17 protein-coding genes and 2 pseudogenes are annotated in these 25,371 nt (G+C 37.2%); 11 read left to right on the top strand and 8 right to left on the bottom strand.

Translation table 11 applies throughout. The features are described from left to right. Window positions 1-182: 182 nt before the first annotated feature. Window positions 183-2,354 carry a TonB-dependent receptor plug domain-containing protein gene (locus IPK35_13945; protein ID MBK8054326.1) on the top strand — a complete coding sequence of 724 codons (2,172 nt, stop codon included), beginning with the start codon at window positions 183-185 and terminating at the stop codon, window positions 2,352-2,354. Then, the gene (locus IPK35_13940) at window positions 2,290-2,853 is read left to right on the top strand and encodes a TonB-dependent receptor (GenBank protein MBK8054325.1); all 564 of its coding nucleotides are present in this window, start codon (window positions 2,290-2,292) and stop codon (window positions 2,851-2,853) included. The genes IPK35_13945 and IPK35_13940 overlap by 65 nt, the downstream gene beginning before the upstream one ends. Window positions 2,854-2,925: 72 nt before the next feature. On the opposite strand, the gene IPK35_13935 is transcribed toward IPK35_13940, so the two are convergent. The 6 genes from IPK35_13935 to IPK35_13910 form a co-directional block, all read right to left on the bottom strand. Continuing rightward, window positions 2,926-3,342, bottom strand: a complete 417-nt coding sequence (locus IPK35_13935) for a hypothetical protein (protein ID MBK8054324.1) — start codon at window positions 3,340-3,342, stop codon at window positions 2,926-2,928. A 1-nt stretch (window position 3,343) separates the two neighbouring features. Then, window positions 3,344-4,336 (bottom strand): cytochrome-c peroxidase, encoded by a 993-nt coding sequence (locus IPK35_13930; GenBank protein ID MBK8054323.1) that lies wholly within the window; start codon window positions 4,334-4,336, stop codon window positions 3,344-3,346. A gap of 42 nt (window positions 4,337-4,378) precedes the next feature. Next, complete coding sequence (locus IPK35_13925) at window positions 4,379-5,140, bottom strand: hypothetical protein (protein MBK8054322.1); 762 nt, start codon at window positions 5,138-5,140, stop codon at window positions 4,379-4,381. Window positions 5,141-5,182: 42 nt separating this feature from the next. Continuing rightward, complete coding sequence (locus tag IPK35_13920; protein MBK8054321.1) at window positions 5,183-6,106, bottom strand: hypothetical protein; 924 nt, start codon at window positions 6,104-6,106, stop codon at window positions 5,183-5,185. 250 nt (window positions 6,107-6,356) lie between these two features. Next, window positions 6,357-6,704 carry a hypothetical protein gene (locus IPK35_13915; protein MBK8054320.1) on the bottom strand — a complete coding sequence of 116 codons (348 nt, stop codon included), beginning with the start codon at window positions 6,702-6,704 and terminating at the stop codon, window positions 6,357-6,359. A gap of 447 nt (window positions 6,705-7,151) precedes the next feature. Beyond that, window positions 7,152-10,043 (bottom strand): hypothetical protein, encoded by a 2,892-nt coding sequence (locus IPK35_13910; protein ID MBK8054319.1) that lies wholly within the window; start codon window positions 10,041-10,043, stop codon window positions 7,152-7,154. 162 nt (window positions 10,044-10,205) lie between these two features. Between IPK35_13910 and IPK35_13905 the strand changes: the two are divergent. The 8 genes and pseudogenes from IPK35_13905 (at window position 10,206) to IPK35_13870 (ending at window position 21,807) form a co-directional block, all read left to right on the top strand. After that, window positions 10,206-13,320: pseudogene (locus IPK35_13905) on the top strand (TonB-dependent receptor). Window positions 13,321-13,352: 32 nt separating this feature from the next. Continuing rightward, window positions 13,353-14,864 carry a RagB/SusD family nutrient uptake outer membrane protein gene (locus IPK35_13900; protein MBK8054318.1) on the top strand — a complete coding sequence of 504 codons (1,512 nt, stop codon included), beginning with the start codon at window positions 13,353-13,355 and terminating at the stop codon, window positions 14,862-14,864. A 36-nt stretch (window positions 14,865-14,900) separates the two neighbouring features. After that, the gene (locus IPK35_13895; protein MBK8054317.1) at window positions 14,901-15,221 is read left to right on the top strand and encodes a hypothetical protein; all 321 of its coding nucleotides are present in this window, start codon (window positions 14,901-14,903) and stop codon (window positions 15,219-15,221) included. Continuing rightward, window positions 15,197-15,988, top strand: coding sequence for a hypothetical protein (locus tag IPK35_13890; protein MBK8054316.1), 792 nt, complete (start codon window positions 15,197-15,199; stop codon window positions 15,986-15,988). The genes IPK35_13895 and IPK35_13890 overlap by 25 nt, the downstream gene beginning before the upstream one ends. A gap of 12 nt (window positions 15,989-16,000) precedes the next feature. Next, window positions 16,001-16,930 (top strand): hypothetical protein, encoded by a 930-nt coding sequence (locus IPK35_13885; GenBank protein MBK8054315.1) that lies wholly within the window; start codon window positions 16,001-16,003, stop codon window positions 16,928-16,930. Between the two features lie 667 nt (window positions 16,931-17,597). Continuing rightward, window positions 17,598-18,797: a glycoside hydrolase family 16 protein gene (locus IPK35_13880; protein ID MBK8054314.1), complete on the top strand. Its 1,200-nt coding sequence runs from the start codon at window positions 17,598-17,600 to the stop codon at window positions 18,795-18,797. Between the two features lie 14 nt (window positions 18,798-18,811). Then, window positions 18,812-20,255 (top strand): annotated as a pseudogene (locus IPK35_13875) (glucosylceramidase). A 109-nt stretch (window positions 20,256-20,364) separates the two neighbouring features. Then, window positions 20,365-21,807 (top strand): glycoside hydrolase family 30 protein, encoded by a 1,443-nt coding sequence (locus tag IPK35_13870; GenBank protein MBK8054313.1) that lies wholly within the window; start codon window positions 20,365-20,367, stop codon window positions 21,805-21,807. A gap of 48 nt (window positions 21,808-21,855) precedes the next feature. Here IPK35_13870 and IPK35_13865 read toward each other — a convergent pair whose 3' ends face one another. Both IPK35_13865 and IPK35_13860 read right to left on the bottom strand, forming a co-directional pair. Continuing rightward, entirely contained in the window at window positions 21,856-22,647 is a 792-nt protein-coding gene (locus IPK35_13865) for a glycerophosphodiester phosphodiesterase (protein MBK8054312.1), read from the bottom strand. A gap of 34 nt (window positions 22,648-22,681) precedes the next feature. Further along, window positions 22,682-23,956 carry a tyrosine--tRNA ligase gene (locus tag IPK35_13860; protein ID MBK8054311.1) on the bottom strand — a complete coding sequence of 425 codons (1,275 nt, stop codon included), beginning with the start codon at window positions 23,954-23,956 and terminating at the stop codon, window positions 22,682-22,684. Window positions 23,957-24,067: 111 nt separating this feature from the next. Between IPK35_13860 and IPK35_13855 the strand changes: the two genes are divergently transcribed. Next, window positions 24,068-25,369 carry an ABC transporter permease gene (locus IPK35_13855; protein MBK8054310.1) on the top strand — a complete coding sequence of 434 codons (1,302 nt, stop codon included), beginning with the start codon at window positions 24,068-24,070 and terminating at the stop codon, window positions 25,367-25,369. The last annotated feature ends 2 nt before the right edge of the window (window positions 25,370-25,371 follow it).

The following is a 25,371-nucleotide window of genomic DNA, read 5'->3' as shown; positions in this document are numbered from 1 at the left end:
AGTCAGACCATCATCTATTTTATGAGTATAAATCTGATTTATACATACTCCACGGAGGCCTGCATGAGTGCAATACAGTATTGCCAAGATAATTTGAGTTCATTGCATGATATGAATCATTTTTTTAAAAAGTGATTCTAATATCAAAACTATTAATTTTGCAGGTTGATAATTTGAATACGATGAAAAGAGAAGATTTGAAGAAAATAACTTGTGTTGTCATAATTTTTGCAATCATAACTACAAACAATCTGGCTTTGTATGGTCAAAAGAGTCACATTATTTCAGGTATTGTTGTTTCAGATAACTTAGATGTACTTCCCGGTGTGTTAGTGACTACAGATAAAGCAGAACCTCAATATACAGATATGGAAGGACGGTTTAAAATCACGGCTACTCCCGGCAGTATTGCTATATCATTTCAGTATTTGGGGTGTGAGGAGATAAATCTTCAGGTAAATGTTGAAAACATAGACGTAGATTTGGGTAAAATTCAATTGCAGGAAAAAGCAATCATTCTGAAAGAAATCAATATCAGTACGACACCTTTACCCTATAAAACAAGTGTGGAAGGTACTAATTATTATATCAGCCCACTTCAACTCAAAAAAATCCAACCTATCTCCGCTGAAGAAGCATTAAAAATGTTGCCGGGAGTGAACGTATTGGGTGATATGGGCATATCTAACAGAATGAATGTCAGCATTCGGGGATCCTGGGGCAGAAGGTCTGAGAAAGTATTGATTCTGGAAGATGGTTCGCCTATTTCTCCGGCACCATACACCGCCCCAGGAATATATTATAACCCGATAAGTGAAAGGATTGATGCTATAGAAGTGTACACAGGTGCAGATGTATTGCGGTATGGACCAAATAATATGTTTGGTATAATCAATTATGTCACTCCAAAACCGCCCCAACAACCTGCGGTTCGCGCGAAAATTTCCGGAGGTCAGCGAGGTTTGTTTACCAGTCTATTATCTTATGGTGGAACATGGAATAAAGTTGGAAGCCAAATTGAAGCAGTGTATAAACGATTCGATGGTTTTACTAAATTTTCTTCCGTTGAGATGATCAATGTAAATGCTAAAATATTTGCCGAATTGGCAGAAAATCAATCCTTGTATTTTAAAATTAGTGGACAATTTGAAGATAATCTGGCATCATTGAGTTCCATAACACCATACACGTTTAGCATAGATCCTACAGAAAGCCCTTTTGATGCAGACCGCTTTACTATGCATAGGTATGGAGTTGATATTATACATAAATGGGTACCTGATGCTAGCACCAAGCTGACCACCAGAGTTTTTGCATCTGATTTTGCAAGAGACTGGTGGCGACAGAATAATACTGTTTTAAAAGCCAGAGATGTAAAAACTTATCTTGGAGAAGAGCTGTTTTCACAAAAATTTGAATATCTCGGGAATAAAGAGTTTGGTGAGGATGATTTTGTAAGGGTAGGGAGTCTCAGAAACGGCAGAGAATCCACAACAGATAGTAAATGGCATTTTTCAGTGACTTCTCTGGAAGAAACCTTCTCCAAAAAATGGCATCATGGCAATTTAATCAACAACTTCGAAGCCCAAATTAAGCTTTACAGAGAAACCTATTATGATCAGATATTGGCAGCCGACTCATCGAGATGGGCAAGAAGTGGTCGATTCACCACGGATCTGGCTTATGGCTTACAATCCATCTCGGGGTACATTAGAAATCAAATGATTATTAAAAATTTAAGCATAACACCAATAATCAGATTGGAGAAGGTTTGGATGAACAGAGAAGACAGACTCACATTATCAAGAGACCCCAACATTACTTCGGATAAAGATCAGTCCAGAATAAATCAATACTTTATTTTTCAACCGGGACTTTCCATTAATTATAAGTTGGGTAAAATGAATCTGTTCAGCAGTGTTTACAAAGGATTTATTGCCCCGTCCAAGTACTTTGCATTTTTGGTAGAAAGAGATGGTGTCCTGGTAAATCCGCTCAGTGTACAGGAATTAAGCAATGTACAGCCTGAAAAAAGTATAAACGCCGAATTAGGTTTAAGAGGCAATATCATTGAAAATCAACTTTCCGGGCAGTTGGCAATTTTTAATAACAGAATAAGCAATTTTTATCTCGCAGGTTGGAATGAGTTTTTCGATAAACTTGGAGTTATAAATATCAGAGGTTTTGAAGCGACATTTCAATGGGAATTGTTGCCTCAAAGCATAAAACATAAATTAAGCCTGCAGACCAATTTAACCTTACTGAATACTCGTGTAATTTCCGGAGAACTTGTGGACAGACATCTCTTTACTCAAATCAGACACACATCCGCCACAAAAAAAGGAATTTATTGATAAGGTCAATGCAAACCCCGGTGGTTATAGAGTTTACAGTAAGAATGCCAGCGGAAATGAACAGTTGCTTGCTGCACCGATCAGTATTTCTGATCTGGATTTTATCACTAAAACAGTATATATCTATGGAGATGATGGAATCAAAGATACTGAAACTCCTTATGCACCAAATTTGACAATGAATGTAAATATTCAATATTCTTACAAAAATATGGCTGTCGGACTCGGATACAACAGGGTAGGAGATCAATATGCAGAATTCGCTAATTTTGAAAATGAATCAGGAGATGGTGGACTCGGAAAAGTCAAATCTTTCAGTACATTGGATGTGAATGTTAATTATGACTTTAAGGTGAAAAATATGCGTTGTAGCTTCTTTGTAGTTGGGAAAAATATTGGTAATCAGCTATTTGTAGCTTCCAGGCTGAATAGGGGGCAATCAGGTATCATGCCCGGTGGATTCAGACAGATCAATGCAGGAGTGAATATTTTACTCTAAAATGTCTATACTGGACGGCTTTAAATTTTGTGAAAATCTAATGGTTAAAAACTTAAACCTGATGGCTAATAGTTAGGTACAAGTGAATTTGATTTTTTCTGAGAGTTTCAGACTGTCATGATTGATAATGGCAATAATTTCAAGAGTGTATGCAGTAGGTTTTGCGCAAAGGATTTTATGGACATGCTCAACAATTATTTTCATTCCGTGTGTATGCTTATTTAAGATTGAGATGCTTGTATTGTTAGTGTTGTCATGCAGTAATATTTCATAGCCATGCATGGACACATCTGACGTAATAATGGCATCGATTACTAATAAATCATCATGTTTTAGTGTAGCATTGCTCATCGGTTTGCTGATAGTAATTTTTGTGTTGTGCAAGTCAGTATCTTCCACTTCATCTTTTTTGCATGAGACATGAAAAATCATGATGCAGATTACAATCAACATTGAAGAGATGTATGGTTTTTTTAAAATAATTTTCATTTTATTCCGAATATAATGGGTTGGATATAAAAGCAATATCAGTTAGTGTATGCAAAAAAGCTATTATATTGATCTTTTCTGATTCGGTGAGTCGGATGCCAGGCTTTCCTTGTGATATTAGCAAGGGATCAATATTGGGATGCATCTCAGAGTGGTCACTATAGTGATCCAATACCTCCTGGAGTGACCTGAATCTCCCGTCGTGCATATAAGGATAGGTAAGTGCGATGTTGCGCAATGACGGCACCTTAAATTTGTAGTCATCTTCTTTCCTTAAAGATATTCTGCCATGGCCAATATCATCATTTAGGATTTCCAGCCCATTGTTTCTGTAACTGAAATCCGTAAAGAGTGGTTCAGGATGACAAGAAGCACACTTTTGTTTAAATATAGTCAGTCCTTGCAATTCTTCTGATGATAATGAAGTTTTTCCCTGACGATACTTATCGTATTTTGCATCTGCACTGACAAGCATTGACATATACTGCGCTAATACGTAAAACAGTTTCTGAGAATCAATCGGCTTTTCGCCATATATTTTTTGAAATCTTAATTTATATTTAGGACTATGGTTGAGTTTTTGTATTACATTTTCTAAAGATTCACCCATCTCAACTTCATTGGTGATAGGTGCCAAGGGCATCACTTCTATATGATTGATACCTCCATCCCACATGAAGCTGGTTTGCCAGGCCAGATTAAACATGGCAGGACTATTCCTGATGCCTCGTAAACCTTCGATACCTACGCTCAGCTTGGTGTTGTGGTCTGCAAACGCATGCCCTTGACTGTGGCAAGTTTCACAACTTATTGTACTGTCAATTGATAAGATTGGGTCAAAAAACAAGGCTCTCCCTAATTCAAATCCCTCCCTGGTTATGGGATTTTTGTCTGATTGGTAATGAGGAGCAGGAAAATAATCAGGGAAAGTCAGACCAAAGCCCGACTTACCCTGATCATCAAAACATGACACCAGCCAAAAAATAATCAACACGAATAATACATTAAACTTTAGCTTTTGTGACATGGAATTGACTTAATTATGAATATGATCAAATCTTATGGCATCATAGAAATTAGTAGTCATAGACTTAGCCAAAGGGCCCGGCATATGCTGCTTGGATTTTTCAGACAACTTTTGTGCACCATGCCACAATCGGGCAGGATTGGCTATCATATGGATTTCAGCTGCCCTTGTTCCATTGACCACTAACGGCGCGGTGCCAAAATTGTAGGATTTTGTAATTTGTACCTTATCTACTCCTTTGTAACCACCCAAGTGAAAAGCAAAGCTACCATCAGCGGCTGTAGGAGCTTTTCCCTCAACTTTTACCATGATATAACCTGAATTCCAGCTCCAGAACATGCCTTTTGCAGGATCCAATGCTCCGGTCTGAGCACCGGAACCACTTCTGAGACTATCCACACCTAACATCATTTCTACATCAGTATATTCATTACCGGGCACATTTGGTATGGTGAGTATATTACTTCCGGTGGCAGGGTCTGCATCCACTATAAAATAGCTCTCAGGCATGGCAAACCAGCTTCCGTCTTTTGCTTTTAATCTGACATTGGATACATAATACCTACACATGGTAAAAGTCATTTTTTCACCTAACATGGGATGAGTCAATTCTTTGTTGACAGAAAAAGCTGCTTCGGTAGATCCGAAAACATGATCAAATTCTATCGTAACTTTACCCTGCTGGAGTTGTGTTTCTTCATCTTCTTTACATGATGAAATCATTAGAATTGATAAAAAGGCTGTGATGATTATATATTTAAAATTTTTCATTTTTTTTATTTATTTAATTTGTTGTAAAATATAGATTTCTTTTTAAAAAAGAATAGCAAATTGTGCATTTACTCTGCTGCCAGAAATAAGATTGCCATTTGCAATATTTTGAGATATAACAGGTTGTGCAGAAATACCTGCAGTAAATCCGCTACTGAAAAAATCAATACCTACCTGACCATATAGCCCATACCCTCCTGATAAAGCCACATCTGCACCATCATGATAATCTAATGCGGAGTGCTCCAGAGAAGTACCGATAGATGGCATTAAGCTTTTTTCGCCTATATGAATCACATAAAATCCCCTGATAGTAGATGTCGATCTGCGGCCATACTGAAAATCATACTTGGTATTACGACTATTGATTCTCCAACTTGTTTCGGTAGATAGACCGGCATTGCTGTATCTCAAAAAATAATTGACATTAAACATAATATCAGTTGTGCCTGTACCTTGTTGTATGCCCGGGATCCATTCATTTTCGATTGTGACATAATCCGATGCACCGGTGGGGAGCTTGATACCACCACCAGCTTGAAGGTGGTGTGTCCAGAGCCCATTTTCCGATTTAAGCTGATTGATGATGGCATAGAGTCCTATCAAGGTCACATCTCCCATACCTTTTTGTATGATTGATGTCCCATTTTCAGTTTTGGTGATATGATGGTAAGGCACAAATCCAAACAACTGCACGCGATTTCCTATTACATATCTTCCCCACAGGTCAACGGTGTGAAAATATTCGCGACTTACTTTTTCAGTATCTGTAGAAAATACAGGCGGATGCACAGATTTAAAACTTCTGTAGCCATATCTTATACCTGCAAAATGTTTTTGGAACTGTGGCAGAATACCAAATTGATGGCCAGACACAACACAACCACAAACATCGCAAGCTTTAAGACTTGATAATGCAGAAATAAAAATAAATGTACCCAATACTAATATCCATCTACCGTTCATGTGATCAAGGATTTTATTATTGAAAAATAGGTAATAATTTACAAGTGATAATACCTGTGGATATAATCAGGAATAGGTAGGTAGAGAGTATGTTTAAATATTAATGAATAGTCTCAAAGCCGTAAAATTAATTTTAACCAGTGCTATATTTTTAACTTTAGCATCTTGATCTGGCTGTGCACAGTGGCGCACCTTGTCCAAAATTGAATTTACTCACTTTCTCTCAAACATAAAAATTTAAATTCTACTCTTAAACTAATAAATCAGGAGGAGTAAATATAATTTTGCAGTATGATGAAGCTTTTATATGATTTTGATAAGAAATTTCTGACTTGGAAACTAAAAGATGGCGGTTGCCGGAATGTAACGGTGCCACTAGAGAACAGATAAATAAGTCTAGTTTGATTTCTTTAACTTTGTGCGGAATAGGGGTATTGTCCTGCTGCTCCTGCTCTTTCAGGTTTTTCATGAGATGACACTTTCCATTGCACTTGAGCTCCTTTTTTTCTCTGTTGACACAAAGATATTTCGCTATGTATACTTGATTGATTCTCCACGAAATATAGGTGGTCATACCTGTAAACACAGGAATGCTCATCAGAACCACCATGAAATAAATCAACAAATTTTTCACAGGGCAAAATTACGCTTCTTTTTTACTCTTTGATATGATTTGGATCATATTTGGCAAAATTTCTCATTTATTTTTTTTGATCCTTACTTCTGTATTCGAATGACTGCTTCCATTACATTTTTAGAAGATAAGCTGGTGTAGCTTTTGATCTTCAGCACGTTAGGTCACAATACCAGGCTGATTGAGGGTGACCTGCATTATGTAGTAGAAAATCCTTGCCTGGCGCTAAAATGTCAATCTGCCAGGTATTACAGCATGAAATACCTGCAATATAAGGTTATTCGTTCAATTTTCACGACAAAGTGCTACCGCATAAAGCAGGTTTATTCGACAGCCAGGGATTTGTATCATTACGGCTTAATTTAATCAATCCCTGACATAAGATACATAAACTTGGTAACAGAATCACCATTAATACCTTAAAAGATATTGAGTAAGGTTGGCTTCAGGGTGCAAACCCAGTTTTTTTCTTAGTCGGTATCTGTTAGTTTCGACGCTCCTTATAGAAATATTCATCAAAGTAGCGATCTCCTTTGTTGTGAGGTTCAATCTTAGATATGTACACATTTTATAGTCATTAGAACTTAGATTGTTATACTTTTCAGTCAGTCGTTTGAAGAACTCTGAGTGTACCTGATCAAAACTCTTAACAAAATTGTCCCAGTCGGCATCAATACCGGCATTTTGATCTGTAAGTTGCATAATAGTTTTAAATTCTCTTTTTAATTCCTTATCATTTTCAAATTTGGGGCCTAATTTTTGGATAGCCTTCTTTATTTCTGATATCAATTCATTTTTGGATACTAAGTGATAAGTATATGAAGTAAGTTCCTGATTTTTAAAAGCAATTTCGGCTTGCAATTTTTCATTTTGCAGTCTTATGATTTCTTCCTGACTCTCCTGAACAGCTACTAAGTGTTCTTGTTCTCTGATTTGGCTTTCTTCAATGATGGATTTTTTTTCTGCAAAAAACTTTTTTTTCTGTTTGCGAGCCAGCAAATACCAAAACAATAGCAATAATCCTCCATACATTATAAAAGCCATTTTTGATCTGAACCATGGTGGTTTGATGACAAAATTCAGTTTTAGAACGTTACTTTCAACTCCTCCCTGATTTTTTGCTTTGATCTCAATGACATACTTACCTGATGATAATTGGTTGAAACCAATATCAGGATTTTTTTGCCACAAACTAAACTCTCCATCATTGATTTTGTAACAGTATTCGACAAGCTGCTTATTAGGATGATTGCTGACTGAAAGATTGATCTCAATTTTATTCTGATCATGAGTTAGAATTATATCTTCTGGTTGCAGTACATTTGGGTTTGTTTTACAATATATGGTGCTGTCAAGATGAGATTTTAGTACTATTTTTGATACGTATAAGTTTAATGGCTTTGTTCCATTCATATATCCTTCTGGATTGAAGTGTAAAAAACCTCTTTCAGTCGGAATGATGGCATTATATTTATCGATTGTCAATATGGACTGAAATGTTTCCGGTAGTCTGTTATTCAATTCATTTACGATATATTTTTGATATTTTGTATTAAATTGCCTTTGTGGTACCAAAATTCCCGTTTCTTCTGTGGTGGCATACCAAATATTTTTATAACTGTCTTCTTCAAGAAATTTTAAGCCTTTTTGAACGTCGATATGATCCTGGACTTCAGAATATTTTTTTATATGATAAGAATTAGGGTTCAATTTGTATAAATTGTCAGCACTGGATACAACAATACTTTTATCAATGGGGAAAATGAAATTGTTAATTTTGATTCCATTACTATAATTTGAATTTAACTTAAATGCTTTTGTTTTTTGTAATTGTAATTCTTCTTTCAATATTTTATATATACCCCTATAGGGATGAGAAACCCAAATATTATCATCTTTGTCATTGATCAGAAATCGGGAACTTTCTTCAAAACCTTCTATATTTTTTGCTTGCCATAAATTATTTTGGTATTTTAGTTGTATCAATCCTTCATAAAATCCGGCAATGATTTCATTTTCACCTTTTTCAATAAATTTCCAGACACCGGTCGTTCCTTTAACTTTTTGTGCAACTTTTCCTGCAATGGTAAAAGCACCTTCATGATGCGCCATCCACAGTCGTTTGCCGATTTTTTGCAACTTCCAAACCTGACCTTTAGAGTTTTCAATATATTTGAATTTATTATTCTGACCATGAGAATAGAATGTTTGCCAGGGGATTTTGTAAAGTCCGGTATTGGTGCCAAGGTATAATTCATTCTCAAATATTTCAGCTGTATATCCGGTACCTTGCAAATCATCATCAGGGTAAAATATCCTGAAATATGAATCTCTTTGTACCAGATCAATGCCATTATCCAAGCCTGCCCATATGTTTCCTGAGTTAGTATTAAAAATACTTAAGACAGTATTGTTTTGGAGTTGAATTGACTTGTTGATATGGTTTTCGATCTCCCGATTTTTATTCAGAATGATCACTCCCTCATATGATGTACCCAATGCAATTTTTTCATCATCCAATCCGGTAGCACAATATATCACATTTTTCTTGAGAAATTGATCATTTGAAGTGTGCCATGGTATAAATCCATTTTTAATTTCCTGAAAAATTCCATTATGCAAGGTGGTGATGATCGTAGTTTGGTTATTCAAATTGATGACAGATGAAATTTTACCTTTGTTAAAAGAGTTATTTGTGGTTCTTATTTGAAATCTTTCTCCATCAAAATAGTACAATTTGTTGTCGCTATCTTGTAAGACAATTTCTGAGCCCCACTCAGCAATAAAATTTAAGGATACATATTCATCAAATAAAGGCCTGATCGAGCCATTAAAAAATCTGAAAACCTGATGGTCTGTCCTGAAAAATATACCATATTTAGTATTTATTGTGTGCCAAACTTCACCAAAAAGTCGGTGACTTGATGGTAGTGACTGAGATAAACTTTTATATAGAAATTTGCCATTTTCAGCAAAACCAAAATACCCGAATTCTCCCTGACTCCCTACATATACTCTTTGATTAATGGTATCACAAGTCAGTGATCTTACCAGTGTATTAACGGGAAGTGGAAATATTTCCCATCGGTACCCATCAAATTTAATCAAACCAGCGTTATTTCCAAACCAGGTGTTTCCAAGGTTATCTTCGGCTATTGCCCAAGTTTGCGTACCTGCTTTAGTATCTTTTTTTGCAAAGTTAAAAACTGGTGGATGACCAATATTTGAAGGTTGGCTGCAAACAAAAGTATTGAAGTATAGCAGCAACACGAAACTGTCTCTTATGATATATGTAAATTTCATCAATGTATGGGGTTGTACTCCCCACAAAAATACAAAATATGTAGATATGTAGTAGTATTGGATGAATATTGTAGTAGTAATGACGTAGTGCTATCCGTATTGTTATATAGCTATTTGGAATACCTTTGTGATCATTCATTAATCAATCTTATTCAAATCATTATGCTTACATTTAAAAGAAAAGTCATTTTTGTGATTTTGTTGTTTGTAGGGACCATGATGTCGTCTCAACGAGTTATCACTGGTATCGTCACAGATGCAAAAACCAATGACCCTTTGATAGGAGCTAATATCCTTGTCAAAGGGACAAATGAAGGAACCATCACAGATTTAGATGGATCCTACTCACTAACATGTCCTTCAGGTGCTGATTTTCTTATTTTTTCTTATACAGGATATAAGGAGCAGGAGATAAAAATCGGAACTGAAAATGTTATTAACATCACACTCTCAGAGGGATCTTTGCTCGATGAGATTGTAGTTGTCGGATACGGAATTCAAAAGAAAAGTGTGGTAACTGGTTCTATTTCCAGTTTAAAGACAAAGGATTTGGAAAAAGTACCCAGTGCGCGGGTAGAACAATCATTGCAAGGTAGAGTTGCTGGTGTAACCATAGCTCAAAATTCAGGTCAGCCAGGTTCGCCTTCCACTATCCGGGTGAGAGGTATTACTACTTTTGGCAATGCAGGAAATAATCCGCTCTGGGTAGTGGATGGTGTGGTAGTTGATGCCGGTGGTATTGGTTACTTAAATCAGTCCGATATCGAATCCATCGAAGTATTGAAAGATGCTGCTTCAGCAGCTATTTATGGCACCAGAGCGGCTACAGGAGTTATCCTCGTGACTACCAAAAAGGGTAAAGAAGGAAAACTAAATGTTTCTTACAATGGATTTTTCGGTTCATCTGCTCCATCTAAGGTATTAAAGCTACTGAATGCTTCACAATATGCCACATTACTTAATGAAAGATCGGTTGCGGGAGGTGGAAACCTGATTTTCCCATCTGTTGATCTCGGAACAGGAACCGATTGGCAAAAACAAATTTTTAATTACGGAGCATTACGTAATTCACATGAATTAAGTGTGAGTGGTGGTAGTAGCACATCTACTTATTATGCATCAGTTGGTATTCAGGATCAGGAGGGAATAGTAGCAACTGATATTTCAAATTATAACAGAAAGAGTATCAGATTGAACTCTACACATAAAATTTCCAAGATTTTCACTTTTGGACAAACATTAGGATATTCTAATCAAAAGTCTGTCGGAATTGGAGCCACAGATGAGTTTGGAGGTGTTTTGAGTTCAGCTATAAATCTTGATCCCACCACACCTGTGGTTGTGACTGACGCTGCGCTTGCAGCTGGTGCACCTTATAACTCAAATCCTGTAATCCGTGATGAAAAAGGTAATCCATACGGTATATCCACACTGGTAGGACAGGAAATGAGAAATCCCACAGCCTTTATTCAAACCCGTTTAGGTGCATTTGATTGGGGTGATGACATTGTAGGAAATGCCTATCTTGAAGCAGCTGTCCATAAAAACATTACTGTCAAATCCACGCTTGGGGCTAAAAGAGCATACTGGGGTGGGGAAGGATTTACACCCGTGTTTTACCTAAGTGCCACCAGCAGAACTTCTCAGAATAATTATGGAAAGAGTGAGAACAAAGTTTTTAACTGGAACGTGGAGAATACGGTGACATATAATAATACATTTGGAGATCATCAACTTACAGTTTTACTTGGTCAGGGAGCATATGTAGAAAATATAGGTGGAGAGTCTGGGTACTTCCTTATTCAACCTTCCAGTCAACACTTATAAGGAAGCTTCCTTCGGATTTGATATACCTGCGAGTAGCAGAACTACATCATCATATGATATGATCCAACATAAAGTGACATCTTTATTCTCTCGTTTGAACTATAACTTCAAAGAAAAATATCTCTTTACAGGGATACTCAGACGTGATGGGTCTTCAAGATTTGGAGGTAATAATAAATTTGGAGTGTTCCCTTCAGTTTCTGTCGGATGGGTAGTATCAAACGAAAGCTTCTGGAAAAATGGTGTCAGCCCCAAGATTATTACCAATCTTAAAATCAAAGGAGGTATAGGTGTAGTAGGGAATGATGCGATAAGAGATTTTGGTTATCTTTCCACAGTTGCCGGCGGATTCAATTATACCTTGGGTAATTCAGGTGTAATTACGACAGGTTACTCTCCGACTTCATTGGACAATCCGGATTTAAGATGGGAAGAATCATCACAAAAGAATATCGGATTTGACGCTGAGCTTTTTAGTAATTTTAATTTAAATGTTGATGTATTTCAAAAGTCCACATCAGGAATACTCAGGCCTATTACTATACCTGGCTATGTAGGCGTATCTTCAGCTCCTGTTGGAAATATTGCGGACATGGATAATACTGGTATAGAAATAGAACTAGGTTATAAAAATAAAATTGGAGACCTTAATATCAGTGCTAATGGTAGTATGGCTTACCTCAAGAATGAGGTAACTCTTGTGGCTTCAGATGCAAACTTTATTCCTGGCGATGCTTCCTTTCAATCTATGGGTACCATCACTAGGACTGCGGTTGGACAATCTTACAACACATTTTATGGATTTAAGACAAATGGTATTTTCCAGAATGAAGCTGAAATAGCGGCATACAAAAATGCTGATGGAAGCCTTATTCAACCCAATGCTCGTCCCGGTGACTTCAAATGGGCCGATATCGATGGGGATGGAAAAATAAATGATAATGACAAGACATTTTTAGGAAATAACCTGCCAAAATATACTTTCGGTTTCACACTGAACCTTGACTATCAGGGATTTGACCTGATGTTATTTACTCAAGGTGCTACTGGTAATAAAATATTTCAGGGATTGCGCAGGCTGGATATAGGAAACTCCAATTTCCAAACTAAAGCTTTGAGCAGATGGACAGGTGAAGGTACATCCAATTCCTTTCCAAGATTGGTAAGTAATGACCCCAATGGAAATTTTGGTCGTATGTCAGATTTTTATCTTGAAGATGGGGATTATGCCCGTTTGAAATTAGTTCAACTCGGATATACTTTACCTGGTAATGTGTCATCAAAGATTGGGTCTTCAAGAATCCGACTTTATCTTACAGGTGAAAACCTTTTAACACTGACCAAATATACCGGTTATGATCCTGAAATAGGTGGTGGTGTTTTTGGAATAGATAAGGGATTTTACCATCAGGCAAGATCCTTCATTGGAGGCGTTCAAGTCAATTTTTAATTCTATAATATCAAAATTAAAATTCAATTGAGATGAAAACAATAAATAAAATATTTTCAATATTTGTATTGACATTACTTTTTTCGGCATGTTCAAAAGACTTTATTGAAGTTTCCCCAAAAGGACAATTTCTTTCAGAAAACTATTTTGCTGACAGAGAGCAAGCTTTTTCGGCCCTTGTGGGAGTGTATGACGTCTTACGGAAAAATACCGGTGGATTTGAAAACATAGTGTCCATGATGAACGCAGGCTCTGACGATCACTTCGCAGGTGGTGGTGGTGCTACTGACGGAGCAGGAATTCAGGGCTTTTCCAATTATACATTAAATAAGACCATAGTACCTGCCAGTTTTTGGAATGATCATTTTCAAGGCATATTCAGAGCCAATACGCTCTTAGCGAAATTGCCTGCCACTACCATGTCAGATACTGAAAAAGCCAGGTTTGTGGCTGAAACCAAAGCTTTGAGGGCTATTTATTACTTTAATTTAGTCCGTTTATTCAAAAATATTCCTTTGATCCTTGAGCCTTTGACTGCGTCCAATATGTATACTGTAGTACAAGCGGCACCCACTGCTGTATATGCTCAAATAGAAAAGGACCTCACTGAAGCGATAGCAGCATTACCGCCGACAGTGCCTGTGACAACAGAGGCAGGAAGGATGACCAAAGGGGCAGCACAAGCAACTTTAGGAAAAGTGCTTTTGTACCAAAATAAGGGAGCACTAGCCGCTGCTCAATTTGCAGAAGTCAATGGTACTCCAGGTACTGCAAGCCAGTATGGTTACCGTCTGCTGCAAAATTTTGGTGATCTTTGGGTGACTGCTAATAAATTTAATTCTGAAAATATACTTGAATGCTCGCACACAAGCGCTGGAAATTCCGATTGGGGTTGGTGGGGTAGTGCAAGAGATGAAGGAAATACCCTGAATGTCATGGTAGGACCAAGATCTTATTCCAGATTGGCAGGGTCTACAGCTCCGGAGCTACCCAGTGGTTGGAGTTTTAATGTCTTTACGCAGGAATTTTATGATGTTATCAAATCTGACCCTAGATTTGGAGCCACTGTTTTGGATTTGAAAGCATTAGAAGCGGCAAAACAAATATCATATATCGGCGGCTATCAAAATACGGGATATTTTCTCAATAAATTTGTACCTCGTCAATCTGATGTGCGGACAGGTGGTGGAGCATTGGAACTCAATTACAGACAAAATTCACCTATCATCCGTCTCGCTGACACATATTTAATGGAAGCTGAGGCATTAGGTGGTACGGGTGCAAGAGCACAAGCACTGCTAGATGCTGTAAGAGCTAGAGTTGGATTACCTTCAGTTCCGGTATCTCTGGCTGCCATAAAAGCAGAAAGAAGGTTGGAACTTGCCGGAGAAGGACATCGTTTTTTTGATTTGGTGAGATGGGGAGATGCAGCAACTGTATTATCTCCAAGAGGATTTAAAGCCAATAAAAACGAGATTTTTCCAATTCCGGAAAGAGAAATTCTTGCTAATCCTAACTTAAAACAAAATCCAGGTTTCGATTAATTTTTGAAAATATTAAATCAAATAAAAATTTAAAAAATGAAAAATATAACAGCATTCATTTTCGGTATTTTTTTACTGCTTTTTATGATGCGGTGTACTGAACAGGATGGGATTGATACTGATACTTCATTTGTCAATAATGTGACTTCAGGAAACTTCTCAAAATTGTTTGACATCAGCAATGATAATTCAGGGGATGTAAAAATTACCCCACTAGGAGATGGTTTTTCTTCTGCTACAGTCAATTTTGGACATGGCACAGGTACGGCGTCATCAGCCAAAGTCAACCCCGGAGTTAGTGCGAAATATTCTTATCCCGAGGAGATTATACAGTGGTCATTGATTACTTTGATATAGCAGGCAAAAAGACTTCAGTATCACATCCGCTTAAAGTTACATACAGGGCTCCTGAAAATCTTAAGGTGACTTTATCCGGAGAGACAAAGGTGAAAGCAACTGCATTGTATGCAAAATCATTTTTAGTCTATTATGGCGATAAGACCAATGAAACGGGTACGCCTCTCGCTTTGGATAAGGAAACCGCGCCTTATACATATCCGGCTACAGGTGGTCCCTTTACACTTAGAGTGGATGCTCTGAGTGGTGGCAAAGCAACCACTACTTTTACAAAAACTCTATTTGCATTACCTATTGATTTTGAGCATGCTTCTATTGATTATTTTTTCGGCACATTTGGAGGCGGACAAAAATTTGAAAAAGTAGCCAATCCTGATGCCAAAGGACTCAATACATCAGCCACTGTGGGTAAATTTACCAGGGGACATGAAGGATGGAGCGGAACTTATTCACCTCTCAATATTCCTATCAACTTTAAGAATGGTAATAAGATTAAAGTTTTTGCATACAATCCAAAACCTGAAAATATTGGTAAAACCGTCAACCTTGAGTTGGAAGGGTCGATAAATGGACCTAAAAATGGTGATGGAATACTCAAAGTGCCATTTACAAAATCAGGAGAATGGGAAGAATTGGTTTTTGATTTTAGTACAATCACAAAAATACCTGCTGATACAAAATACACTCAGTTGGTATTGAGATTTAATGATTCGAAGGATGGAGCTGGTGATGTGATTTATGTGGACAATTTTAGATTAACCTTTTAAAATTTTAAGATTATGAACAATATATTTAAAATATTCATCACTGCTTTTTGTGCAGTCATTGTCATATCCTGCGAAAAGACAGATTATACTTTAGGAGACCTTACACCGCCATCAAATATTGTGATCAATGCTGATGTCAAAGGCACAACCACAGCAACTCCCAATGGTGACGGATCCGGCGATGTAGAATTTACAATCAAAGCAGACAATGCCCTTAATTATCGTATAGACTTTGATGCTGCAGACGGTATTACTCCAGTCAACCTGCCCACGGGTAAGACGTCCAGAAAATATACAAAACTAGGAGTCAATAAATATCTAGTAACTGCAGTAGTATATGGAAAAGGTGGAGCATCATCTACTGCAACAAAGGAAATCACCGTTCAGAGTAATTTTACACCACCGGCTGCTATCATTACTGATCTGACTGGTGGTTCATCCAAAACATGGGTTGTAGATAAAAGTATAGGTGGGCATTTTGGGGTTGGACCTTGGAATGATAATAGCAGATCACCGGAATGGTGGGCAGCTTCTATCAATGAAAAAGTCGCATGTTGCAATTGTTTTTATTCCACAACATTTAAATTTACAAAAACTGCCACAGGATATACCATTGACGTAGCATCTCCTGATGGTGCATTTACTAAAACCGGCAGTCTGGCGGGAGGCTTACCAGGTATTCCCGGCAGTGGTGATGAGGGGTGCTATTCTTATCCCGGTGCTTCAAATGGTTTTAGTTTTGTTCCATCCAGTTCTGGCATTCCTGCATCAACACCTTCTACCAAAACATCTATTTTGTTAGCAGGAAACAATACTTTTATAGGTTATGGTGCTTTACAGAAGGAGTATGAAATCCTGACTTTAGACAGTAAAGCTATGTATCTGCGGGCTCAAGGAACTGAAACAGGTAATGCGTGGTATGTGAGACTTAAGGCACAATAAATTAAAATCAGTAACTATTTAGGTATGAGCAGTTTCAGGTATAAAAATCAGGAGATTTTTTTGATTTGAAAGTTTGTACCTAAATAGTTCTGCTTTGTTTCCTTCAAAAATCTAAGTGATTACACTTTCATCAAAATGTTATCAACCGGATACCTGATATTTTTTCATAGTTAAAGATAAATGTATTGTAAATTAGGGTGACAACTGTTGGGTTAACCCAACAGTTGTCAATCAATCGGAAAGTCCGTATAATTTGACAAAGTAAAATAAGTTACAAAATTTGTATTGTCGCGATAACTGATTAAGTGGATATTCAAAGAAGCAACATCTAGATAGTCTGGGTGAATACACAATACATGAATCTTATGGATGTATCCCGAAATTACAGTATAATATATATTTTTTAAGTTACCAATTTAGTGGATTAGCCTAGTAGCTAAGAGTTAAAGGGTGGGACGTCTCAAGCGTTGCTTGACAAGCTCTTCAGAGCTGCCAAGCTATTCTTGGGAATGAGCCGGCCTACGTAGTCAAGCAGGGGTAGCGGGCTGTTTAAACAATTTTAGTGTAAAAATGGGATACACCCAATCTTAATGTAATCCTTTAAGATTTTGCAAAATAAAGCAGGCAACTCTGGTCTGATGTTCGATAAAATAAACTTATCATGCGCATGAAAATGTTAAAAATCTTTCTGTTATATGTAGTATTCTTTGCTTCAAATAATTGCAGTAAGAATCCTGAGGAAGTTATTACGCCAGATGTGGTAACACCTGAAGTGTCAGTATGGGATGCTAAAATTGAAAGGAGTAAATCAAATGTACCATTTACATTTTTTGTCTCTCTCAACGTCACCACAACCAAAGAAATATCCTTTGAATATGTCGTAAAAGAGGGCACAGCCTTATTTGACAAACATATAAAAAAGAATTCAGGTGTTTTGAAAATTGAACCAGGTAAACAATCAGCAAATTTTGAAGTTACGATAGTTGGCGATAGTTTGGAAATGAGGCAAAGCAACCTGGAATTTACGGTAGAGTTTTCAAATCCTAAAGGATGTAAACTTGTCAATAACGCTGTAAAAGGCATTATTATCACTCAGGATGGTGCAAATTACTTCACAGATAGCAAGGGTTATTCGACTCCGAATTCTTACCAAGGCTATAAATTAATCTGGAGTGATGAGTTTGATGCTAAAGACTTGAATACACAATCATGGAATTATGAAATAGGAAATGGTACCGGTGGTTGGGGTAACAATGAATTGCAATATTACACCAATAATAAAAAAAACGTATTTCTTTCAGGGGGCAATTTGATTATAGAAGCCCGGGCTGAAAATATCGATACATATAAATATTCATCAGCCAGACTCACCACAAAAGGAAAAAGAGAATTTACTTTCGGCAGAATAGATATCAGGGCCAAACTACCAAAAGGAAAGGGGATCTGGCCTGCATTATGGATGCTAGGGGCCAATATTTCATCAGTCAGTTGGCCAGCTTGTGGTGAAATTGATATTATGGAATTGATAGGCTCAGTTCCCGGTAAAGTACACGGGACCGTCCACTGGAAATCATCTGCCGGAAATCACACTTTTCAAGGTGGAGAAGTATCAGTCAGCGGCGGTGATTTTTCTCAGGAATTCCATGTGTTTAGCATTGTGTGGGAAAAGGATGCCATCAGGTGGCTTATGGATGATAAGGAGTTTTATAAATTTACGAAGACCATGGCTGGCAATGCATATCCTTTTAACGATCCTGAATTCTTTTTATTTAATGTAGCCGTCGGTGGCAATTGGCCTGGTAGTCCTGATAATTCTACCGTATTTCCGCAGCGCATGATAGTAGATTATATTAGAGTTTTTCAATGAAAAATACAAAATACCTGACAATTAAGCTGATGACATTGGGATTGAGTCTGATATTGGTATTGACCAATATTTCGTGCGTTAAAAATAATCAAATACCCGATACTAATCCTATCAAAGTAGTAAAGGTAGGTCAGTTGGATTTTTGGCTTACAAAAGGTGATCAGAGTATATTATTTGAGAAGCAAAAGCCAATGGACTTTTATACCGGGTCGACCAATAATTATCCAACCATAGAAATTGATACGGTTTCTACTTTTCAGTCTATTGATGGTTTTGGTTACACCCTGACAGGTGGTAGTGCAGGACTGATCCACAAGATGGGAACATTTCAAAAAAACTCCCTGCTGAATGATCTGTTTTTGTGTGGCAACAATAAATTGTGTATATCCTATTTACGGATAAGTCTTGGGGCATCTGATCTTGACGAAACAGTATTTAGTTATAACGATATAGATGTGCACAGCGAAGATACAGCCTTATCTTCCTTTTCTTTATCAAAAGATACGATGGCACTCATACCCGTGTTGAAAGAAATCCTCAAAATCAATCCTTCAATCAAGATAATGGCATCTCCATGGAGCGCGCCACTCTGGATGAAATCTAATAAAAATTCTGTGGGTGGTGCATTGTTACCCAAATACTATGATGTTTATGCCAGATATTTTGTGAAATATATTCAGGAAATGCAAAAACACGGGATCGTAATTGATGCAGTCACAGTACAAAATGAACCTGAGCATGGAGGTAACAATCCAAGTATGCTCATGAAAGCAAGTGAACAAAATGAATTTGTCAAAAAACATTTAGGACCGGCATTTAAAAAAAGCGAATTTAAATACTAAAATAGTGATTTGGGACCATAATTGTGACAATCCCCAATATCCTATTTCTATTCTAAATGATTCTGAAACAAAACCTTATGTGGATGGGAGTGCATTTCATCTTTACGCTGGTAATATAAGTGCCTTGTCTACGGTACATAATGCTCACCCGGACAAATCGCTATACTTCACAGAACAGTGGACAGGATCAAATGGCACATTTTCCGGTGATCTGCTTTGGCATACTAAAAACGTAGTCATTGGTAGTTTACGCCATTGGGGTAAGGTGGTATTGGAATGGAATCTTGCTAATGATCCTGGATTTAGGCCCCATACGCCCGGTGGTTGTACCCAATGCAAAGGTGCACTCACTATTGCCGGTAATGTCACCACAAAAAATGTTTCCTATTATATCATAGCTCACGCATCGGCATTTATACCTCCAGGATCAAAAAGAATAGCGAGCACTGAATTAGGTAATATTCACTCCGTCACATTGCTCACTCCAGATAATCAAAAAGTACTGATAGCTGTAAATGAGTCAAAACAAGAAGAAATATTTAATATCTCATTTTATGGTAAAAAAGCTTTGGCTTCGATTCCGCCTGAATCTACAGTTACGTATTTGTGGAAGTAATTTTGGGAACAAACTCGTGTAAGATGGTATAATTGTCTGCAAGTATATGATTATATAGCCACAGCGCATAATTTATTAATTGAATTAAAATTTAGCAAATAAACAAAATATGAAACCTATATTTTTCATTTTATTTAATATTGTGACATTAATTTCCTTTTGCCAACCGTCAAAAAAGAAATCTTTTGTGCCTCAAACAATGACAGTGTATACCACAGCTGATAGTACTCAACTAAGGTTGACAGAAACAGATAGAATCAACTTTAAACCAATGCCGCAAACTATTGAGGGTGAAGTCAGCATCTTTGTCGATCCTGGAAAAACAGCTCAAACATTCCTTGGTATAGGGGCGGCGTTGACTGATGCAAGTGCAGAGACCTTTGCAAAATTATCAATTGAAAAGCAACAGGAATTTTTAAAAGCATATTTTGATAAGGAAAAGGGAATAGGATACAGTTTAATACGCACAAATATTCATAGTTGTGATTTTAGCAGTGGTAGTTACACCTACGTTGATGAAGGAGACGGTTTGTTGAATTCTTTTAATATTGGTCATGATAAAAAATTTCGAATTCCCTTTATAAAGCAAGCTATAAATACTGCAGGAGGAAAAATCACTTTTTATGCGAGTCCCTGGAGTCCACCGGCTTTTATGAAAACAAATGGTGATATGCTCCGTGGTGGAAAGCTGAAAAGTGAATATGCACAAAGTTGGGCTAACTATTTTGTAAAATTTATAAAAGCTTATGAAAAGGAAGGTATCCCTGTTTGGGGTATCACTATCCAGAACGAACCTATGGCTACCCAAAGATGGGAAAGTTGCATCTTTACAGCAGAAGAAGAGAGAGATTTTTTGAAAAATCATCTGGGACCGACTATGGTGAAAAATGGATTAGCCAATAAAAAAATTATCGTGTGGGACCACAATCGCGATTTGATGCCACATCGGGCTAATGTCATATTTGATGATCCTCAAGCTGCTAAATATGCCTGGGGTATGGGATTTCATTGGTATGAAAACTGGAGTGGTGGCCAGCCAATGTTTGAAAATGTCGGTATAGTTCATAAAAACTACCCAACAAAAAACTTATTGTTTACAGAAGGGTGTAATGAAAGCTTCCATCGTGAAGCTTATCAAAGATGGTCAAATGGTGAGAGATATGGTCGTGCGATGATCAATGATTTTAATAATGGAACAGTGGGGTGGACCGATTGGAATATTCTTCTTGATGAAACCGGTGGTCCCAATCATGTAGGTAATTTTTGTTTTGCTCCTGTACACGGAGATACCCAAACGGGAGAAATTATTTACACTCCATCGTATTATTATATTGGACATTTTTCCAAGTTTATCCGCCCTGGCGCAAAGAAAATCAGTAGCGCGGCAAGCAGAAGTAACTTACTTACCACCGCCTTCAAAAATCCGGATGGTAAAATCGCAGTAATAGTGATGAATCAGAGTGATAAAAAAGTGACTTACAATGTATGTGTAGGTACCCAAGGTGCGGAAGTGAGTATATTGCCGCATGCTATTCAGACGTTGGTATTATAAAGCATCTCCAGAATAACAAAGTCAAAATGACTCATCAAGATATCGTCATCATTTCAACTTTAAAAACTTGAGTCTTTGACTTGTCAATTCGGGCTCATTGGTGGTGATAAAATCAAATTTTTCTTTAAGGAAATAGTCGATATCGGCTTCATTATTGACAGTCCATACATTGAGGATAAGGCCGAGTTCTTTGCTTTGTCTGACCCACTCTGGTTTGCCTTTAAAGACCGAGTGGTGATAATCCAATCCTCTGATACCGAGAGATTTTATTTCAGCAGGAGAGATGTCACCGTTAAGGTATTGTGTGGTAATTTTTGAATTTATTTTAACCAAAGCCTTGAGCATTTCTATATCAAAACTGATATAGTCCACCATTTTTTGTGCCTTCAGGGCATTGACCTGACGATATATGATTTGTGCTATTTCGATTGCCCTTTCATTACCCAAAGCTGTTGGTTTTATTTCAAGGACGAGCCTTGTTTTTTTATTTTTTTTAAGCCCGGCTTTGATATATTCTTCCAGCGTGGGTATTTTTTCGCCATTTGATAATTTATGTAATAACAATTCTTTATATGCGACTTTTTCAATTTCAAGTCCGAAATAAGTAGGGTCGTGGTTGACCACTGCTATATTGTCTGCAGTCATTCTTACATCAAATTCTGACCCGGAACAACCCAATTGTATGGCGTATTTCAGGGAAGCGATGGAGTTTTCGGGAAGACCTTTGGATTTCCATGCACCACGGTGGGCTACTACAGGATTGTATCTTGTTTTTAGAAAGCTTTGAGCAGGAAGGTCTGTAATGAGTTGCAGCAATGATAAAAAGAAAAAGGTTAACATAAAACATTTAATTTCAAGCAAATATCATCATTTATCATGATTCTGAGATCAACATGTGTTTATTTTTTTTACCATTTTCGATCATGATGTATTTGTTTTGCAATAAATCATCCATCGAGAGTCTTTGTTCATGGGTAGTCACCTTATTTTTATTAATGGAGATTGCATTGTTTTGGATGGCTTTTCTCACTTCAGACTTAGATGATAAGATACCCGTTTTTACCAACAATTCGTCAATTTGTATCTCTTGTGCGATATCAGCTTTTGGGATAACGGAAGACGGTATTTCTTCTGAAATGGTCATTAATTCCAGTATCGACATGGAATGTAAGGTGACTGCATCCGCATCTTTGCTAAATAAAACGTTACTCACAGCCATGACAGATTCATAATCACTATCTGAATGAACCCGTCTGGTGAGTTCCTCTGCCAAAATGGCCTTCAATGCGCGTGGATCGTCTTTGTATTGAAGTTCAAGGGCTTCCACTTCAGCTTTTGACTTTAGCGTAAAATACCTCATAAACTTCGGTAAGTCCCGGTCATCACAATTGATCCAAAACTGATAAAATCTATAAGCAGAAGTCAGTTTCGGGTCAAGCCATATATTTCCTTGTTCTGATTTACCAAATTTTGTACCATCCGCTTTTGTGAGGAGTGGGGTTGTGACGGCGTATGCTTTACCATCGATATTTCTTCTGATAAACTCTGTACCGGATGTGATATTTCCCCACTGATCTGAACCTCCCATCTGCAGGACACATTTATAGTCAGAATATAGCACCTGAAAGTCAAAAGATTGCAATAACTGATAACTGAATTCAGTAAATGAAAGCCCCGATTCGAGTCTGTTTTTTACCGAGTCTTTGGACATCATATAGCTCACTGTCAGGGTCTTGCCGACTTCCCGCAAGAAGTCAAGGACATTCATGTTTCTATAAAAATCGTGATTATTGACTATGACCGCTGCATTTGGACCTTCAAAGTTCAGAAATTTTTTTATTTGTTCTTTCTGGAAAGACAGGTTGCTGTCCAGCTCATCATACGATTTCAGTTCCCGCTCTTTGTCCTTGCCTGAAGGATCTCCTATACGACCTGTTGCTCCACCCATGAGTACTATAGGTGTGTGGCCAGATAGTTGGAAAAGTTTCAACAGCATAATCTGGACATAATTGCCTATGGTCATACTTGGTGCTGTTGGATCAAATCCAATGTATCCGGTGATTTTATTGGCTTTAAGTACTTCTGATACTCCAGGTGTCATATCATGAAGCATACCTCTCCACTCCAGCTCTTCGATAAAATTTAACATATAAAACTAATTACCTTCTGTTTGATGAATGAATACGATTGAAATCTTCGTATTTTTGCAATTTTGAGCTGCAAAAGTAGGTTATTTAAGCGAATTATTCGGAAAGATTGAATGAATATTGAACATTTTATAGCTAAAAGGATAGCGACCACTAATTCCAATACATTTACAAGGGTTATTATAAGAATAGCCATTGTTGCCATCGCTATCAGCCTTTCGGTGATGATACTGACTACTTCTGTGATTTCAGGGTTTAAGAGTGAGATCACAAATAAAATCTTTGGATTCTGGGGACACATTCATATTACAGACAACAATATCAACAGAGAGTTTGAACTTGTACCTATTGATAAAAATGAAAAACAATATGATGATATCAGGGAAATCAAATATGTTGAATATCAGGAACCTTTGGAAATTGCCGGTATTAAAATCAAAAATAAGGCTGTAGACAAACGTACCCAAGGAGGAGTGAAAGGCGTACATCCTTACATCATGGTACCATGTCTACTCAGTACAAAGGAACAATTTCATGGCATGTTTCTCAAAGGAGTAGATGCTGATTATGAATGGAATACCCTGAAATCTTTCATCATTGACGGATTACCCATTCAATATCAAAAAGATACGTCTTCTTCTGAAATTTTGATATCAAAAAACATTGCATCCAAAATGATGTTGAAGACTGGTCAGAAAGTGGTCTTAAGCTTCTTGAGAGACAATCAGCAGATAAAAAGGAGGTTTGAAATTTCCGGCATTTACAATACGGGAATGGAAGAATATGATAAGAGATTCGGGGTAGTGGATATACGGAAATTGCAGGAAATTCTTGGATGGGATAAAGTAGATGTTCAAGGCATGGAGGTAACGTTAGAAAACTACAAGGACATGGACATTATTTCGGATTATGTTTACTACGAAGTGGTTTCGCAAAAATACTATGCTGAATCGGTAAGATCTAAGTGGCCATCCATATTTGAGTGGCTCGATCTTCAGGATATCAACGAAAAAATAATCCTTCAGCTGATGATCGTGGTTGCCATCATCAATATGATCACAGTATTACTGATTCTGATCCTTGAAAGAACACAAATGATAGGTACACTCAAGTCTTTAGGCATGAATAACTGGGGTATCAGAAAGATATTTTTGTATCATGCGGCTTATATTATTGGGTATGGATTGTTGATTGGAAATTTTATAGGCCTGGGAATCGCTATTTCCCAAAAGTATTTTAAATTTATAAAACTGGATGAAGCCAATTATTACATGGACACCGCACCGATTCAGATCGATCCCGTAACCATTATTATTTTAAACGTGTCTACGTTAATAATCACAGTTTTTGCATTGATCATTCCTACAATGCTTGTGACTAAAATCAGCCCGGTAAAAGCATTAAGGTTTGAGTAGTC

The organism is Saprospiraceae bacterium (assembly GCA_016713025.1).
Lineage (GTDB): Bacteria > Bacteroidota > Bacteroidia > Chitinophagales > Saprospiraceae > OLB9.
This window is presented reverse-complemented; position numbering and strand designations above follow the sequence as displayed.